Here is a 16,180-nt window from a genome sequence, read left to right as displayed (position 1 = left end):
CACATGATGAACAAGAATCTCCTCGCTTCCGCCATCTGCATGGCATTCTCCTTCCCCGCCTTTGCAGCCATCTCGGCGGCCCCGGCCGAGCCGGAAGCGCCGGCTGCGGCCGACAGCGGCAGTGAAATGGCCGCGGCGGCGGCCGGCCCGGTGGCCACCGTGGAAGTGGCGTCGCGCAAAACCCGCTCCTCGGTGGCGATGACCAAGAACGAAATGCAGAAGATCCTGCCCGGCATCAACCCGCTGAAGGCGCTGCAGGCGCTTCCCGGCGTAAGCTTCCAGACCGCCGACCCGTGGGGCAACAATGAGCAGAACCTGTCGCTGTTCGTGCACGGCTTCAGCGGCCAGCAGCTGGGCTACACCATGGACGGCGTGCCGCTGGGCGACCAGCAGTACGGCAACTACAACGGCCTGTCGCCGCAGCGCGCCGTCATCAGCGAGAACGTGCGCAGCGTGATCCTGTCGTCCGGCGCGGGCGACCTGGCCACCGCCTCCACCAGCAACCTGGGCGGCACCATCGAAACCTTCTCCAGCGACCCGCTGGCCGCCCAAGGCGCCACCGTGCAGCAAACCGTGGGCAGCTACCGCACCTCGCGCACCTACGCGCGCTTCGACACGGGTACCTTCGGCGGCGGCAGCAGCGCCTACATCTCGGCCGCGCACCAGAAGCAGCGCGCCTGGGACTTCAACGGCAAGCAGGGCGGCGACCAGGTCAACGCCAAGTTCGTCAACCAGAGCGACGCGGGCAAGCTGACCCTGTACTTCGCCTATTCGGACAAGATCGAACCGAACGAGGACAGCACCGTGCACGTGGCCGGCGAAACCAGCGCGCCCTACACCCGCCCCTTCACCTATCCCGACTTCGCCTACGCGCTGAGCTACCTGTCGCCCACCGGCGCCACGCCGGCGGCGGACGGCAACAACTACCGCAACTACTACAGCGACGCGCAGCGCAAGGATTACCTGGGCTACGCCAAGTTCGACTGGCGCCTGGGCGAGTCCACCACCTGGAGCAACCAGGTCTACCACCACGACGACGACGGCGTGGGCGTGGTGGCCGGCCCGATCGGCGTGGCCGGCCTGCCGGCGCTGTTCGCGGTGTACTACCCGAACCAGAACCTGAAGCAGGTGTTCGGCGGCTCCGGCTACGCCACCCGCACCACCGAGTACGACATCAAGCGCAGCGGCGTGCTGTCCACGCTGCGCAGCGAGTTCGGCGACCACACGGTGCAAGGCGGCGTATGGTTCGAACACAACCAGTCCTCGGCCTACCGCCGCTGGTATGCGCTGGACGTGAACAACCCCAGCTCGCCGTACGACCGCCCTTCCAACCCGCTGATCACGCAGTACGGCAGCACCATCGACAACAAGGTGGTCCAGCTGCACCTGCAGGACGAATGGCGCGTGCGCCCGGACCTGGTGCTGCAGGCCGGCTTCAAATCCAGCCTGCAGGATGCGGACGGGCAGTTCCCCGTGCAGCCGCGCAAGGGCGCCATCGCCGGCGGCTCCAGCGCGCTGCCGGTGGGCCAGATCGAGACCAAGAAATGGTTCCTGCCGCAGATCGGCGGCCGCTGGGACGTGACGGCGCAGGACCAGCTGTTCTTCAACGTGCAGAAAAACATGCGCCAGTTCGTCACCTACGGCGGCGGCGGCGCGTCGCCCTGGTCGCTTGCCAGCCAGCAGGCGTTCGACCTGTTCAAGTCCACCGCCAAGCCGGAAACCTCGATCACCTACGAAGCAGGCCTGCGCAGCAACCACCAGCTGGACTGGGGCATGCTGAAAGCCTTCGACGGCCAGGTCAACGTGTACCATGTGGACTTCAAGAACCGCCTGCTGCAGATCAGCCCGACCCCGGTGATCTCGGCCATCATCGGCGGCAATCCGGTGCTGGCCAACGTGGGCAGCGTGAAGATCGACGGCATCGACCTGTCGGGCACCTTCCACTTCGGGCGCGGCTTCTCGTTCTACAACGCGCTGTCCTACAACCGCTCCACCTATGAGGACAACTACAGCAACGGCGCCACCGTGGTGCCGACGGCAGGCAAGACCGTGCCGGGCAATCCGGAATGGATGAACAAATTCGTCGCCACCATGACGGTGGCCGACACCGAGTTCCAGCTGAGCGGCGACTACGTGGGCAAGCGCTACGCCACCTACACCAACGACCTGGCGGTGCCGAGCTACTTCCTGCTGGGCCTGGGCGTGTCCGGCCAGCTGCCCTTCCTGAACGGCGGCATCGTGAAGAACGCGCGCTACCGCGTCAACGTGAGCAACCTGGCCGACCGCATGGGCAGCCTGAACGTGGTCGTGGGCGCGGCGGACAAGACGTACAATACCTTCCCGATCGCACCGCGCCAGGCTTTCTTCACCGTGATGGCAGACTTCTGATGGACAACATCCTCAACACGCGCCGCCTGCTGTCGCGGCGCGGCTTTATCGGCAGCGTGGCCGCCGCCAGCGGCAGCGCGCTGCTGGCGCCGGCCGCCTTCGCCGCCGGCAGTGCCGGCGCGGGCGGCGCGGGCGGTGGCGCCAAGCCGCTGGTGTTCGCCCACCGCGGCGCCAGCGCTCTGCGCCCTGAGCACACGCTGGCGGCCTACGCCAAAGCCATTGCCGACGGCGCGGACTACGTGGAACCGGACCTGGTCTGCACTAAAGACGGTGTGCTGGTGGCGCGCCACGACGCCTTCCTGAACGAGACCACCGACGTCGCCAAACGCGCCGAATTCGCCGGCCGCCGCACCCGCAAAACCATCGACGGCCAGACCCACGAAGGCTGGTTCGTGGACGACTTCACGCTGGCGGAAATCAAGACGCTGCGCGCCATCGAGCGCATTCCCGAATCGCGCCCCGGCAGCGCGCAGTTCGACGGCATGTTCCAGGTGGTGACGTTCGAGGAGATCATCGACTTCGTGGCGGCGCAGTCGGCCGCCGCCGGCCGCGTGATCGGCCTGGTGCCGGAGCTGAAAAGCTCGGCCTATTTCGCCGGCGTCGGCCTGGCTTTGGAAGACCGCTTCTTCTCCACCCTGGCCGCGCACGACTACACGCGCCGCCACCCGGTTGAAATCCAGTCCTTCGAAGTAGCCAACCTGAAGTACGTGCGCAGCAAGCTGGGACGGCGCGCCAACATCCGCCTGATGCAGCTGGTGGGCGCGCCCGCGCAGCGCCCGGCGGACGTGGCGGCGGCCAACGGCAGCCTGACTTACGGGCAGATGTGCACGCCGGCCGGGCTGAAGGCGATCGCCGCCTACGCCGACGTGGTGGCGCCGCCGACGCGCATGCTGATACCGCTGAAGCAGGATGGATTTTTGGCCGAGCCAACCTCGCTGGCTGCCGATGGCCGCGCGGCGGGCCTGCGAGTGGAAACGTGGACGTTCCGTCCGGAGAACCGCTTCCTGGCCGCGGATTTCCGCGACGGCGCAGGCGAGCATGCACGCAATCCGGCCGGTTCGGTGGCCGAGATCAAGCGCTATTTGAAGCTGGGACTGGATGGCTTCTTCACCGACGACCCGGCGCTGGGCCGGGCCGCCGTGGACAGCCTTTAAGACCGAGCTTAAGCCTTCGGCAGGTTGCGCGTCAGGTCCACCCAGGTTTGCGGCTGGGGCTTGGCGCGCTCGCGCACGCCGAAGAAGGTCACCACCAGTTCGCCGTTCTTGTCGAAGAACTCCACCGAGGTCACGCCGGCGCGCTGCACCACGTAGCCGCTGTTGAAGGCGCTCTCGCGCAGGTGCAGGTTGAAGTCCGGGTCCAGCACGTTGTACCAGTCGCCGCTGGCGGCGGTTTTCTCGATCACGCCGCTGAAGATCTGCGTCACCGAACCATTGCCCAGGAAGGCCATGATGGGCAGCTTCTGCTTGGCCGATTCGTCCAGCAGGTTGCGCACCGCTTTCGGCGACACGCGCTGCACCACGCCTTCAGGCGCCAGGCGCATGGCCTGCTCGCGCGAGATGCCGAACTCGCCCAGCAGGCGGTTGAACTGGTGCACGTCCGTCATTTCCTTCCAGGCCAGCTGGAACTCCTTCACGTCCACGGCCGAATCCGGCTTCTCGGCCTGCTTCGGCGCGATCGGCACCACTTTCAGCGCCGCGTTCTGGTCCGGGGCGCGGAAGTCGGCCACCAGCTTGTCGAACACGCCGACGGCGGCTTCGTTCTTCAGGTACAGCTTGTGCGCGGCGGTGCCGGTGGCGTCGAAGAACTGCAGGCTGCGCGAAATCTGGCCGTCGCGGCCCGGCTGCACCACCGCGAAGGCGTGCTTCCAGTTGGCGAAGTTGAAGCGCAGGTCGATCTCGCCGCCCAGGTAGCCGCCGGCGATGTTGCGCATGCGCGCTTCGCGTTCAGGATCGTTCGGCGCGCCGGCTGCCGCTTGCGCCGCCGCCGCGTCCTGCGCGATGCGGGTGGCCACGCCGGTGCGTTCCAGCACGCCGTTCTCGTTGCGGGTCAGGGCCAGCACCTTGCCCAGGTCCAGCGCGCGGCGCATGATTTCGCGCGCCGCGTGGTCGTCGTTCTTCAGCAGCGTGACGGTCTTGCCGATGCCGGTGGCCAGCAGCTCGGCTTCGGACACGTTCAGCGCGCGCGCCGCGTCGCGGATCTGCAGCTTGGGCTGCTCGGCGCGCAGCTTTTCCCAGCGCTGGGCCAGGCCGGCGTCTGCGGCCATGACAGGCACGGCGCCCAGCATCAGGGCGCTGGCCAGCGCCAGCGCGATTCGGTGATTCTTCTTCATCATGGTCTCCAAAAATCAGTACATCAGTTTAAAGGTAACGGCGTAATTGCGCCCGGTTTTCACCTGGCGTTCGATATCGGCCAGCGCGGTGGCGCTGGTGCCGGCGGCCAGGGTGCGCGCGCTGGCGTAGTCCCAGTACCTCTTGTCGCCCAGGTTGTAGGCGCCGGCCGTGACGGTGGCGTTCTTGCCGACGTTGAAGTAGGCGGTCAGGTCCATCACGGTCGATGCGGGTACGGCGAACAGCGCGGCGGCGGCGCCGGTGACCACGTCAGGCGCGGCCTGCTTGGCGCGCACGTGCACCGTGGTCAGCGCCACGCCGCCGCGCTGGGCCGGGTCGTCCCAGGCCAGGGTGGCGCTGCCCTTGTACGGCAGCACGGTGGCCAGGTCGCTCTTGCGGCCGTTCTTGTTGTTGGTGGTGCTGCCGCGCGAGCCGCCCGCCGCCAGCGCCACGCTGGCGCCCTGCAAGGGCGCGGACCACTGGCCCAGCTCGAAGCGGCTGCTCATTTCCACGCCCCAGATGCCGGCCTTGGCCACGTTCTCGGGACGGAACAGGCCCTGGCTCAGGGTCGGGTAGTTGACCGGGTCGGCCGGCTGCGCCACATATTCGATGAAGTTCTTGTACGCCGTGTGGAACATGGACGCGCTGAGCTGCACGCCTTTGCGCGGCTCGCCCTTCAGGCCCAGCTCGAAGGCGTTGCTGGTCTCCTTTTCCAGCTTGGCGTTGCCCAGCACGCCGTAACCCTGCCCTGCGCCGGTGTAGCTGAAGGAGTCGTAGGTGCTGGTGCGGTCGGCGCCGCTGGGCATGCGCGCGCCGCGCTTGTAGCTGGCGTAGGCGTTGAAGTCGGGCGTCAGCTCAACCGACAGGCCCAGGCTGGGCGCCACGAAGCTGTCGCTGTCGTCCTTCAGTTCCTTGGCCGCGGACGGCACGGCGATGATGTAGTTTTCCAGGTTCTTCGGGCTCAGCTTGCGGTGCTCGACGCGCAGGCCGGGCGTCAAGGTGGCGTTATAGCCGGCCAGCGGGAAGGCGATCTCGCCGCGCACGTAGGCCGCGATCTTCAGCGTGTCCATGTCCGCCATGCGGTTCTTCTGCGTGAGCTGGTGCACGTTCGAGCCCACCACCGTGCGGTCCTCTTTCCATGGACGGCGGGTTTCGAGATCCTCCACCGTGAAACCGTAGTTCAGCAGCGTGGCGGCATTGAGCTGCTTGCCGGCGTCGCTGGCGATGCCGATGCTCTTGTTATACAGGCCGGTAGCGATGTCGCGCGTGTACGGGCGGCCGCCGGTGATGTAGGGCGCGTGGGTGTTGTCTTCCACTTTCGCATCCTGCACGTAGAGGCGGGTATCGACGGTGTCGAACAGCGGGTTGCCGGTGCCGGTATAGCCGTGGTCCAGGCTGACGCGCGTGCGGCGCGTGGTGGAAGCCTGCTCGGAACCTTCGGGGTACAGCGACAGCTGCTTGTTCTTGATTTCGCGGTCGTGCTCGGACTTGTAGGCGTCCACCGTGAAGCCCAGCTTGTGGCCGGCCACCGGCGCCCAGCTGAATTTGCCCAGCAAGGCGTCCGACGACCAGTCGTCCGGGTTGAACACCGCGTTGCCCTTGCTGCGCAGCTGCTGGCCGTCGCGGTGCACCAGCACGGCCAATGCCTTCAGCGCGCCGAAGCCCATGGCGCCGGTCAGCGCGTGCATCCTGGCCTTGTCGCCGGAGGTGTAGCCGAACTTGTATTCGGCGTAGCTGTTGCGGGTCTCGCTCAGGTAATCTTCCGGCGACTTGGTGACGAAGGAGACGTTGCCGCCCAGGCCGGGCGTGCCCGCCCCTGCCGCCGTGGTGCCGGAGCCGATGCGCACTTCGCGGAAGGTTTCCGGGTCGAAGTAGTCGCGGCCGATGCCGAAGCTGTTCAGGGTGTTGCCGTCCGGCTTGGGCGCGGCGTCCGGCAGCGAGATGCCGTCCAGGTCCAGGCTGACGCGGTTGCCTTCGATGCCGCGGATACTGAAGCCGGTGTTGCCGGCGCCGTCCCAGATATTGCCGGAGCCGATGCCGGCCGCCGGCACGCTGATCAGCGGCTCGTAGCGGGCCATATTGGCCATGTCGGTGGCGGCGCGCCTGGTCAGCTCGGCGCTGCCGATGACGGTGGTGGTGCCGGTCCTGGACGGCGCTTCGTCGCGCTTGGCAGTGACCAGGATTTCGTTCAGTTGGGCGGTTTGCGCAAAGGCGGGTGCAGCGGGCAAGGCAAAAGCGGTCAGCAGCAGCGCGGCAAGGCGCCGCTGGCGCGTAAGGATGGCAGCCATGGAGTTCCAGGTAAGGTGAGATTAAAGCTGGCTCTCCCTACGGGCTTCGCTGGCAACAGCGCATATTAACAAGAATGATTCTTATTTACAAGTAGGGCATTGGCGCTGGTGCTTGGCGGGTTACGCGCCGGGGCGCCAACCCGCCCTACCGGTCATGGCGCCGCTGCGGGCGCGGCGGCCGGGGCTTGCGGCTGGGCCTGGCCCTTGCCGAGGATCTGGATGTAGATTTCGTTCTGCTTGATCATGCTCAGCTCGAAGCGGGCCCGCTCTTCGACGGCGCCGGTGCCGTCCTTCAGGTCGCGCACTTCGGAGTCGAGCTTGGCGTTGCGGCTTTTCAGCTCGTCGTTCTTCTTCTGGGCCACGGCCACCTGGTCTTCCAGGTCGGCCACGCGCAGCCAGCCGCCTTTCCCCAGCCACAGCGGGTACTGTATCAGCAGCAGCAAGGCTGCCAGTGCAAGGGTAATCAAACGCATATGGGGGCAGCCAGCCAGGGCAAGCCTGGCTGGCGTCGTGCTATTACTTCAGGTTGTAGAACGCGTCACGGCCAGGGTAGGAAGCGATGTCGCCCAGGTCTTCTTCGATGCGCAGCAGCTGGTTGTACTTGGCCATGCGGTCCGAACGGGACATGGAACCGGTCTTGATCTGCAGCGCGTTGGTGCCCACGGCGATGTCGGCGATGGTCGAGTCTTCGGTTTCGCCCGAGCGGTGCGAGATCACGGCGGTGTAGCCGGCGCGCTTGGCCATTTCAATGGCGGCGAAGGTCTCGGTCAGGGTGCCGATCTGGTTGATCTTGATCAGGATCGAGTTGGCGATGCCCTTCTGGATGCCTTCTTTCAGGATCTTGGTGTTGGTGACGAACAGGTCGTCGCCCACCAGCTGCACCTTCTTGCCCAGCGCGGCGGTCAAGGTGCCCCAGCCTTCCCAGTCGCCTTCGTGCATCGCGTCCTCGATCGAGATGATCGGGTACTTGTCGCACCAGGTCGACAGCAGGTTGGTGAACTCGACGGCGGTCAGGCTCATGCCCTCGCCTTCCAGCTCGTATTTGCCGTCCTTGTAGAACTCGGACGCGGCGCAGTCCAGGCCCAGCGCGATCTGGGTGCCTGGCTCGTAGCCGGCTTCTTCGATGGCCTGGATGATCAGCTTGATCGCTTCTTCATGGTTGGCCAGCGATGGGGCGAAGCCGCCTTCGTCGCCCACGGCGGTGCTCAGGCCCTTCTTGTGCAGGATCTTCTTCAGCGTGTGGAACACTTCGGCGCCGTAGCGGATGGCTTCCTTGAACGACGGGGCGCCCACCGGGATGATCATGAATTCCTGGATGTCCAGGTTGTTGTCGGCGTGCGCGCCGCCGTTGATGACGTTCATCATCGGCACCGGCATCTGCATGGCGCCCGAACCGCCGAAGTAGCGGTACAGCGGCAGGCCGGCTTCTTCGGCGGCGGCCTTGGCCACGGCCATCGACACGGCCAGCATGGCGTTGGCGCCCAGGCGCGACTTGTTCTCGGTGCCGTCCAGGTCGATCAGGGTGCGGTCCAGGAAGGCCTGCTCATTGGCGTCCAGGCCCATGATGGCTTCCGAGATTTCGGTGTTGATGTTTTCGCAGGCTTGCAGCACGCCCTTGCCGAAGTAACGCTTCGGGTCGCCGTCGCGCAGCTCGATGGCTTCGCGCGAGCCGGTCGACGCGCCCGACGGCACCGCCGCGCGGCCCATCACGCCCGATTCCAGCAGCACGTCGCACTCGACGGTTGGATTGCCGCGCGAATCGATCACTTCACGGCCGATAATGTCAACGATAGCACTCATGTCATTCTCCAAAGTTTAAGCAAAAACTGTTGCCTGCGCGGCCTGCACTGCCGGTCCCGGCGCAAAATTGCAGCAAGGGTAACAGACGGCGGCCGGATGTGGAAGCGGGCCCGGCGTATGTGTTCTATACGCCGGGCCCGCCCGGTATGTCATGCCTGTGGAGCTTAGTTAAAACTAGTTTCCAGGAAGCCAGCTTTCTTGGTCACGCGATCCAGTTCGATCAGCACCGACAGCAGCTCCTTCATGCGGCCCAGCGGCACCGCGTTGGGGCCGTCCGACAGCGCGGTGGCCGGCGTCGGGTGGGTTTCCATGAACAGGCCGGCCACGCCCACGGCCACGGCCGCGCGCGACAGCACCGGCACCATCTCGCGCATGCCGCCCGAGGAAGCGCCGTTGCCGCCCGGCAGCTGCACCGAGTGGGTGGCGTCGAACACCACCGGGGCGCCGGTTTCGCGCATGATGGACAGCGAGCGCATGTCCGACACCAGGTTGTTGTAGCCGAAGGAGGCGCCGCGTTCGCAGGCCATGAAGTTGTCTTCAGGCAGATTCTTGGCGGCGGCAGCCGCGCGCGCCTTGGCGATCACGTGCTTCATGTCGCCCGGGGCCAGGAACTGGCCCTTCTTGATGTTCACCGGCTTGCCCGACTCGGCGCAGGCGTTGATGAAGTCGGTCTGGCGGCACAGGAAGGCCGGGGTCTGCAGCACGTCCACCACCGACGACACCACGTCGATTTCCTCGATGGTGTGCACGTCGGTCAGCACCGGCACGCCCAGCTCGCGCTTGACGTCGCCCAGGATTTCCAGGCCTTTTTCCATGCCCGGACCGCGGTAGGAGGTGCCCGAGGAACGGTTCGCCTTGTCGAACGACGACTTGTAGATGAAGGGGATGCCCAGCTCGGTGGTCATTTCCTTCAGCGCGCCGGCCACGTCGAACGCCATCTGGCGCGACTCGATCACGCAGGTGCCGGCGATCAGGAAGAATGGCTGGTCGAGGCCGACGTCAAATCCGCACAGTTTCATGCTGCATCTCCTTGGAGCTGGTTTTCAACCGCATGCAGGCCCTTGGACGCTTTTTGCGCCAGTGCCGCCTTGATGTAGGACGTGAACAGCGGGTGGCCGTCGCGCGGGGTCGATTTGAATTCAGGGTGGTACTGCACGCCCATATACCATGGGTGCGCGTTCTCGCCGCTGCGCGGCAGTTCCATGATTTCGCACAGGTCTTCGGTCGGGGTGCGCGCCGCCACCACCAGGCCGGCGGCTTCCACGCGGCCCAGGTAGTGGTTGTTGGCTTCGTAGCGGTGGCGGTGACGCTCGGTCACCACGCTGCCGTAGATTTCCGATGCCAAGGTGCCCGGCTTGACGGCGCAGGCTTGCGCGCCCAGGCGCATGGTGCCGCCCAGGTCCGACTTCTCGTCGCGCTTTTCAACCTTGCCGTCCAGGCCTTGCCACTCGTCGATCAGGGCCACCACCGGCTGGTCGGTGCCCGGCTCGAACTCGGTGGAGTTGGCGTTGGTCAGGCCGGCCTTGTGGCGCGCGTATTCGATCAGCGCGACCTGCATGCCGAGGCAGATGCCCAGGTAAGGGATCTTGTTTTCACGGGCGAACTGGGCCGCCATGATCTTGCCTTCCACGCCGCGCTTGCCGAAGCCGCCCGGCACCAGGATGGCGTCGTACTTGGCCAGCTCGGCGCAGCCGGTGGTCTCGATCTCTTCCGAGTCGATGTACTCGATGTTGACCTTCGATTCGTTGTGGATGCCGGCGTGGCGCAGCGCTTCGGTGAGCGACTTGTACGACTCGGTCAGTTCCACGTATTTGCCGACCATGCCGATCGACACTTCCGCTTTCGGGTGCTCCAGCGTGTAGATCAGCTTGCTCCACATGGACAGGTCGGCCGGGGCCGGGTTCAGGTCCAGCGCTTCGCAGATGATGGCGTCCAGGCCCTGGTCGTGCAGCATCTGCGGCACTTTGTAGATGGTGTCCACGTCCCACACCGAGATCACGGCGCGTTCTTCGATGTTCGAGAACAGCGAGATCTTGGCGCGCTCGTCTTCCGGAATGGCGCGGTCGGCGCGGCACAGCAGCGCGTTCGGCGAGATGCCGATTTCGCGCAGCTTCTGCACCGAGTGCTGGGTCGGCTTGGTCTTCAGCTCGCCTGCGGAGGCGATGTAGGGCACCAGCGTCAGGTGCACGAAGGCGGTGTTCTTGCGGCCGGCGCGCAGGCTCAGCTGGCGTGCCGCTTCCAGGAAGGGCAGCGACTCGATGTCGCCCACGGTGCCGCCGATTTCGCACAGGGCCACGTCGTAGCCTTCCGCGCCGCGGCGGATGTAGTCCTGGATTTCATTGGTGATGTGCGGGATCACCTGCACGGTCTTGCCCAGGTACTCGCCGCGGCGCTCCTTGCGGATCACCGATTCGTAGATCTGGCCGGTGGTGAAGTTGTTCACCTTTTTCATGCGGGTGGAGATGAAGCGCTCGTAGTGGCCGAGATCGAGGTCGGTTTCGGCGCCGTCGTCGGTAACGAAGACTTCACCGTGCTGCATGGGGCTCATCGTGCCGGGATCGACGTTGATGTAGGGGTCCAGCTTGAGCATGGTGACTTTGAGGCCGCGCGATTCGAGGATCGCGGCGAGGGAGGCGGCGGCTATCCCTTTACCAAGGGAAGACACAACGCCACCGGTGACGAAGACATATTTGGTCATTGCGGGTCGGTGCCGAACGGCACGTGCGGGAAATTGAAATTATAGCGCAAATTGCGCATTTCTTCATCATCACGGCTGGAAATACCCCGATACGGCTACCATCGCCCGGGCCCGCCTGAATAAAACTGCAATATTGCTTTCAGTGTGGGTCAGCGTACAGAGCCGCCCGCGCGGCGGCCGGACAATGGTATTTTTTCAACAGGAGGTCAAAATGAGCTACGAAGAACGCGATGCCTACGGCATGTATGTAGACCGGGGCCACAAGGGCCCAGGCCCGGAACTGATGGGCGCCGACACGCTGATCGGCGACCACGTGCACAACCTGAAGAATGAACACCTGGGCGAGATCAAGGAAATCATGCTGGACATGCGCAGCGGCAAGATCGCCTACGCGGTGATGTCGAGCGGCGGCGTGTTCTCGCTGGGCGAGCGGCTGTTCGCGGTGCCGTGGGAGGCGCTGACCCTGGACACGGTGAACAAGCGCTTCACGCTGAACATCGACAAGGACCGCATCGACAACGCGCCCGGCTTCGACACCGAGCATTGGCCCAACATGGCCAACCAGGCCTGGGCCACCGAGATCCACAACTACTACGGCACCAGCGCGCGCTAACTGCGCCGCCCTGCCGTCCTGTCTGCGCGCCCGCCCTGCCGGGCGCGTTTTTATCGGGCCGGCGGCGCCAGCCGCATCGGCACGTAGGCGATGCCGTTCTGCTCGACGCGCGGGCCGGTGGCGGCAAAGCCGAAATGCTGGTACATCGGCATGGCGTAGACGGAGGCGTTGACCGTCATGGCCTGCCCGGCCGCCGCCGCGCGCGCCGTGTTCCACAGCTGCCGCGCCAGGCCCTGGCCGTGGTAGCGCCTGGCCACGTACAGGTGGAACAGATGGGTGGCGTGGCGCAGCGCCACCACGCCGGCCAGGTCGCCGTCCAGCCAGCCCGTCCAGTACTGGTATTCCTCGCCGATCACATAGCGTTCGATGGCCCCCTGCGACATGCTCATCATGAACTGCTCCGCGCCGGCGCCGTCCGGCGCCAGGGTCATGAACGGCATCAGCTCGTTGATCAGCGCGCTGATCGCCACCGCGTCTTCCCGCAGCGCTTTTCGCATTAACATTTTTTCCATGCCGCATTGTGCCAGAATCGGTATAGTGAGGGCATCCACACAGGTACGAGGAGGAAGCATGGAGAACGACTACCGCGTCATTGCGCAGTTCCTGATCCCGACCGAGGCGCACCTGGTGTGCGGCTGCCTGGTGGCGGCCGGCGTGCCGGCCGTGGTGTGCGACGACCAGCTGGTGCAGGCCAATCTGCTGTGGGCGCCGGCCATCGGCGGTGCGCGCATCCTGGTGCCGGACGAATTCATGTACAAGGCGCGCGAGGCGCTGGCGGCGTATGAACGCGGCGAGTACGCGCTGGCGGAAGACGCGGATGTGGGCGTGCCGCGCTAGGCTGCGCGGCTAGCAGAAGTCGCGGCTGACGGTGGGCAGGCTGCCCAGCAGGTGGCTCATGTCCACCAGCCGCTTGGCCACCAGGTGGCGCACGATGCCTTCCTGCTGCCACACGCCGTACACGCCCAGCAGCTGCGCGCCCAGCACTTCCTTGCGCTGCTGCTCCACCAGCGACGGCCAGATGATCACGTTCACATTCCCAGTCTCGTCCTCGATCGTGATGAACAGCACGCCCTTGGCCGTGCCGGGCCGCTGCCGCACGGTGACGATGCCGCAGCCGCGCGCGAGCTGGCCGTTGCGGTAGGTGTTCAGCGTGGACGCGGGCATGAAGCGGTGCTCCAGCAAGGTGGCGCGCAGCAGCGCCAGCGGGTGGCGGCGCAGGGTCAGGCCCTGCGCGCGGTAGTCGCTGACGATGTCGTCGCCTTCGCTGGGCGGGCGCAGCTGCGGGGTTTCCTCGTCCGGCTCGGTGGGCCGCAGCAAGTCCTTGTCGGGCACGGCGCCGGCCGCTTCCCACAGGGCCTGGCGGCGGTTGCCGGACAGGCCTTCGAGCGCGTTGGCGGCGGCCAGCACTTGCAGGTCGTGCCGGTCCAGGTCGGCGCGCCGGGCCAGGTCGGCCACGCTGGCGAAGGCGCGCACGGCGCGCGCCTGCCCGATGCGCTCGGCGCTCTCGGGACGCATGCCGCGCAGCACGGAAAAGCCCAGCCGCACCGCCGGCTGGCCGCGCGCGCCGGCCGCTTCCTCCAGCGCCGAATCCCAGTTGCTGACGGCGACGTCGGCCGGCCGCACGACCACGCCGTGGCGCCTGGCGTCCTGCACCAGCTGCGACGGGCCGTAGAAACCCAGCGGCTGGCTGTTGAGCAAGGCGCACAGGAAGGCGGCCGGTTCGTGGCACTTGACCCAGGAGCTGGCGTAGGTCAGCAGCGCGAAGCTGGCCGCGTGCGATTCGGGGAAGCCGTACTCGCCGAAGCCCTGGATTTGCTGGCAGATGGCTTCGGCAAAAGCCTTGTCGTACTTGTTCCGCACCATGCCTTCGACGATTTTCTTCTGGTACTTTTCGATGTCGCCCTTGCGCTTCCAGGCCGCCATGGCGCGCCGCAGCTGGTCCGCCTCGCCCGGCGTGAAGTCGGCGGCGATCATGGCGATCTGCATCACCTGCTCCTGGAAGATGGGCACGCCCAGCGTGCGTTTCAGCGCTTCCTCCAGGCGCGGCTGGTACTCGACCAGGCCGGGGTCCATGCGGCGCTGCAGATAGGGATGGACCATGCCGCCCTGGATCGGCCCCGGCCGCACCAGCGCCACCTCCACCACCAGGTCGTAAAACTCGCGCGGCCGCAGGCGCGGCAGCATGCTCATCTGCGCGCGCGACTCGATCTGGAACACGCCGATGGTGTCGGCCTCGCACATCATGTCGTAGGTTTGCGGGTCTTCGCGCGGGATGTCCTGCAGGCGGAAATGCGTGCCGCGCCGCTCGCCGATCAGTTCCAGCGAACGGCGCAAGGCCGACAGCATGCCCAGCGCCAGCACGTCCACTTTCAGCAGGCCCAGTTCCTCCAGGTCGTCCTTGTCCCACTGGATCACGCTGCGCTCTTCCATGCTGGCGTTTTCGATGGGCACCAGGCGCGACAGCTTGTCCTGCGCGATGACGAAGCCGCCCACGTGCTGCGACAGGTGGCGCGGCATGCCGAGGAACTGGTAGGCCAGCGAGGCCCACTGGTGCGCCAGCTTCGATTCCGGGTCCAGCCCGCTTTCACCGAGGCGCCCCAGCAAGTCCTGCTTGCTGTCGAACCAGCGGTGCGACTTGGCCACTTTCTCGACAATGGCCAGGTCCACGCCCAGCGCCTTGCCGCTGTCGCGCAGCGCGCTTTTGGGCCGGTAGCAGATGACGGTGGCGGCCAGCGCGGCGCGGTGGCGGCCGTACTTGGTGTAGATGTACTGGATCACTTCCTCGCGCCGCTGGTGCTCGAAGTCCACGTCGATGTCGGGCGGTTCGGCGCGTTCGCGCGAAATGAAGCGCCCCATCAGCAGCTTGCTGTGCGCGGGGTCGACCTCGGTCACCCCCAGGCAGTAGCACACGGCCGAATTGGCCGCCGAGCCGCGCCCCTGGCACAGGATGCCCAGCGAACGCGCATGGCGCACGATGTCGTACACGGTGAGGAAATAGAACTCGTAGCCCAGCTCGGCGATCAGCTCCAGTTCGTCCTCCACCTGCTTCTGCACCGCTTGCGGCATGCCCTGCGGGTAGCGGGTTTGCGCGCTGATATAAGTTTCCTGGCGCAGGTAGCTGGCCGGCGTGTGCCCTTCCGGCACCAGCTCGTGCGGGTATTCATAGCGCAGCTCGTCCAGCGAAAAGGTGCACAGCGCGGCGACGCGCAAGGTCTCGTCCAGCGCGGCGCGCGGATACAGGTTGGCCAGCCGCAGCCGCGAACGCAGATGCTGCTCGGCGTTCTGCGCCAGCTCGTAGCCGCACTCCCCCACCGGGCGCCCCACGCGCACGGCGGTCAGGGTGTCGAGCAGCGGCTTGCGCGAGCGCACATGCATGCGCACATTGCCCACCGCCACCACCGGCAAGCCATGCTGCCAGGCCACCTCGTCTATGCTCATGCGGTGCGCCTCGTCGAAGGCGTGCTGCAGCAGGGTCAGGCCGATCCAGGCGCGGCCGGGAAACTGGGCCGCCATCCAGGCCGCCTGCAAGTGCAGCGTGTCCACGTCCTCCGGCTGGTCGGACGGGTAGCGCGGCAGCAGGATCAGCAGGCAGTCGGGCAAGCCCTTCAGGTGCGCCTGGGCCGGCTGCGGCGCGGCGATGTCGTCCAGGTAGAGTTTATAGCTGCCCTTGACCACGCCCTCCCGCATGCGCGCCAGGGTGATCAGCTCGGACAGGTTGCCATAGCCGTTGCGGTTGGCCGCCAGCGCCAGCAGCGACAAGCCCGGCGAGCCGTCCGGCTTGCTCAACTGGAAATGACTGCCGATCAGCAGCGGGAATGCCGGCTCGCCCTCCGGCGTGGCCCGCTTGGCCGCGCCGTGCGCCCGCACCACCCCTGCCAGCGAACACTCGTCGGTGATCGCCAGCGCGGCATAGTCCAGCTGCAAGGCGCGCTCGACCAGCTCCTCGGCATGCGAGGCGCCTTGCAAAAATGAAAAGTTCGTCAGGCAAAACAACTCCGCATAGGCTGGCAAGCTGCTGGCTGGCGACGGATTGGGGGGCGGCATGATTCAAATGGTACTGTATATA

12 protein-coding genes are annotated in these 16,180 nt (G+C 66.3%); 4 read left to right on the top strand and 8 right to left on the bottom strand.

Annotation, left to right across the window (positions count from 1 at the left end; genetic code table 11):
* Positions 1 to 3: 3 nt before the first annotated feature.
* Both AC56DV_RS18350 and AC56DV_RS18345 read left to right on the top strand, forming a co-directional pair.
* Positions 4 to 2,388, top strand: coding sequence for a TonB-dependent receptor (locus AC56DV_RS18350; protein ID WP_496315684.1), 2,385 nt, complete (start codon positions 4 to 6; stop codon positions 2,386 to 2,388).
* A 26-nt stretch (positions 2,389 to 2,414) separates the two neighbouring features.
* On the top strand, positions 2,415 to 3,542 hold the full coding sequence (locus tag AC56DV_RS18345; protein WP_496316420.1) for a glycerophosphodiester phosphodiesterase: 1,128 nt from the start codon (positions 2,415 to 2,417) through the stop codon (positions 3,540 to 3,542).
* An 8-nt stretch (positions 3,543 to 3,550) separates the two neighbouring features.
* Here the strand turns inward: AC56DV_RS18345 and AC56DV_RS18340 are convergent, their stop codons facing one another.
* The 6 genes from AC56DV_RS18340 to pyrG all read right to left on the bottom strand — a co-directional run bounded on the left by AC56DV_RS18340 (position 3,551) and on the right by pyrG (position 11,501).
* Positions 3,551 to 4,717: a hemin-degrading factor gene (locus tag AC56DV_RS18340; RefSeq protein WP_496316419.1), complete on the bottom strand. Its 1,167-nt coding sequence runs from the start codon at positions 4,715 to 4,717 to the stop codon at positions 3,551 to 3,553.
* Positions 4,718 to 4,732: 15 nt separating this feature from the next.
* Complete coding sequence (locus tag AC56DV_RS18335) at positions 4,733 to 7,003, bottom strand: TonB-dependent receptor domain-containing protein (RefSeq protein ID WP_496315683.1); 2,271 nt, start codon at positions 7,001 to 7,003, stop codon at positions 4,733 to 4,735.
* Positions 7,004 to 7,155: 152 nt separating this feature from the next.
* On the bottom strand, positions 7,156 to 7,476 hold the full coding sequence (gene ftsB, locus AC56DV_RS18330; RefSeq protein ID WP_496315682.1) for a cell division protein FtsB: 321 nt from the start codon (positions 7,474 to 7,476) through the stop codon (positions 7,156 to 7,158).
* Positions 7,477 to 7,519: 43 nt separating this feature from the next.
* On the bottom strand, positions 7,520 to 8,803 hold the full coding sequence (gene eno, locus AC56DV_RS18325; RefSeq protein ID WP_496315681.1) for a phosphopyruvate hydratase: 1,284 nt from the start codon (positions 8,801 to 8,803) through the stop codon (positions 7,520 to 7,522).
* Between the two features lie 164 nt (positions 8,804 to 8,967).
* A complete protein-coding gene (gene kdsA / locus AC56DV_RS18320; RefSeq protein ID WP_132138876.1) occupies positions 8,968 to 9,822 on the bottom strand; it encodes a 3-deoxy-8-phosphooctulonate synthase in 855 nt (284 codons plus the stop codon).
* Entirely contained in the window at positions 9,819 to 11,501 is a 1,683-nt protein-coding gene (gene pyrG / locus AC56DV_RS18315) for a CTP synthase (protein WP_496315680.1), read from the bottom strand. The genes kdsA and pyrG overlap by 4 nt, the downstream gene beginning before the upstream one ends.
* A 211-nt stretch (positions 11,502 to 11,712) precedes the next feature.
* Between pyrG and AC56DV_RS18310 the strand changes: the two genes are divergently transcribed.
* Positions 11,713 to 12,114, top strand: a complete 402-nt coding sequence (locus AC56DV_RS18310) for a PRC-barrel domain-containing protein (RefSeq protein ID WP_496315679.1) — start codon at positions 11,713 to 11,715, stop codon at positions 12,112 to 12,114.
* Positions 12,115 to 12,164: 50 nt separating this feature from the next.
* On the opposite strand, the gene AC56DV_RS18305 is transcribed toward AC56DV_RS18310, so the two are convergent.
* Positions 12,165 to 12,611, bottom strand: a complete 447-nt coding sequence (locus tag AC56DV_RS18305) for a GNAT family N-acetyltransferase (RefSeq protein WP_496315678.1) — start codon at positions 12,609 to 12,611, stop codon at positions 12,165 to 12,167.
* A gap of 73 nt (positions 12,612 to 12,684) precedes the next feature.
* On the opposite strand from AC56DV_RS18305, the gene AC56DV_RS18300 reads away from it, so the two are divergent.
* Complete coding sequence (locus AC56DV_RS18300) at positions 12,685 to 12,951, top strand: putative signal transducing protein (protein ID WP_496315677.1); 267 nt, start codon at positions 12,685 to 12,687, stop codon at positions 12,949 to 12,951.
* Between the two features lie 9 nt (positions 12,952 to 12,960).
* On the opposite strand, the gene AC56DV_RS18295 is transcribed toward AC56DV_RS18300, so the two are convergent.
* Complete coding sequence (locus AC56DV_RS18295; RefSeq protein ID WP_496315676.1) at positions 12,961 to 16,158, bottom strand: error-prone DNA polymerase; 3,198 nt, start codon at positions 16,156 to 16,158, stop codon at positions 12,961 to 12,963.
* Positions 16,159 to 16,180: the final 22 nt, after the last annotated feature.

The organism is Massilia sp. BGA-UO-ETr-WB1 (genome assembly GCF_059567845.1).
This window is presented reverse-complemented; position numbering and strand designations above follow the sequence as displayed.

Coding starts and splice junctions, on each gene's coding strand:
- AC56DV_RS18350 (WP_496315684.1), top strand. CDS start 4: ATGATGAACAAGAATCTCCTCGCTTCCGCCATCTGCATGGCATTCTCC.
- AC56DV_RS18340 (WP_496316419.1), bottom strand. CDS start 4,717: ATGAAGAAGAATCACCGAATCGCGCTGGCGCTGGCCAGCGCCCTGATG.
- AC56DV_RS18335 (WP_496315683.1), bottom strand. CDS start 7,003: ATGGCTGCCATCCTTACGCGCCAGCGGCGCCTTGCCGCGCTGCTGCTG.
- ftsB (WP_496315682.1), bottom strand. CDS start 7,476: ATGCGTTTGATTACCCTTGCACTGGCAGCCTTGCTGCTGCTGATACAG.
- eno (WP_496315681.1), bottom strand. CDS start 8,803: ATGAGTGCTATCGTTGACATTATCGGCCGTGAAGTGATCGATTCGCGC.
- kdsA (WP_132138876.1), bottom strand. CDS start 9,822: ATGAAACTGTGCGGATTTGACGTCGGCCTCGACCAGCCATTCTTCCTG.
- pyrG (WP_496315680.1), bottom strand. CDS start 11,501: ATGACCAAATATGTCTTCGTCACCGGTGGCGTTGTGTCTTCCCTTGGT.
- AC56DV_RS18310 (WP_496315679.1), top strand. CDS start 11,713: ATGAGCTACGAAGAACGCGATGCCTACGGCATGTATGTAGACCGGGGC.
- AC56DV_RS18305 (WP_496315678.1), bottom strand. CDS start 12,611: ATGCGAAAAGCGCTGCGGGAAGACGCGGTGGCGATCAGCGCGCTGATC.
- AC56DV_RS18300 (WP_496315677.1), top strand. CDS start 12,685: ATGGAGAACGACTACCGCGTCATTGCGCAGTTCCTGATCCCGACCGAG.
- AC56DV_RS18295 (WP_496315676.1), bottom strand. CDS start 16,158: ATGCCGCCCCCCAATCCGTCGCCAGCCAGCAGCTTGCCAGCCTATGCG.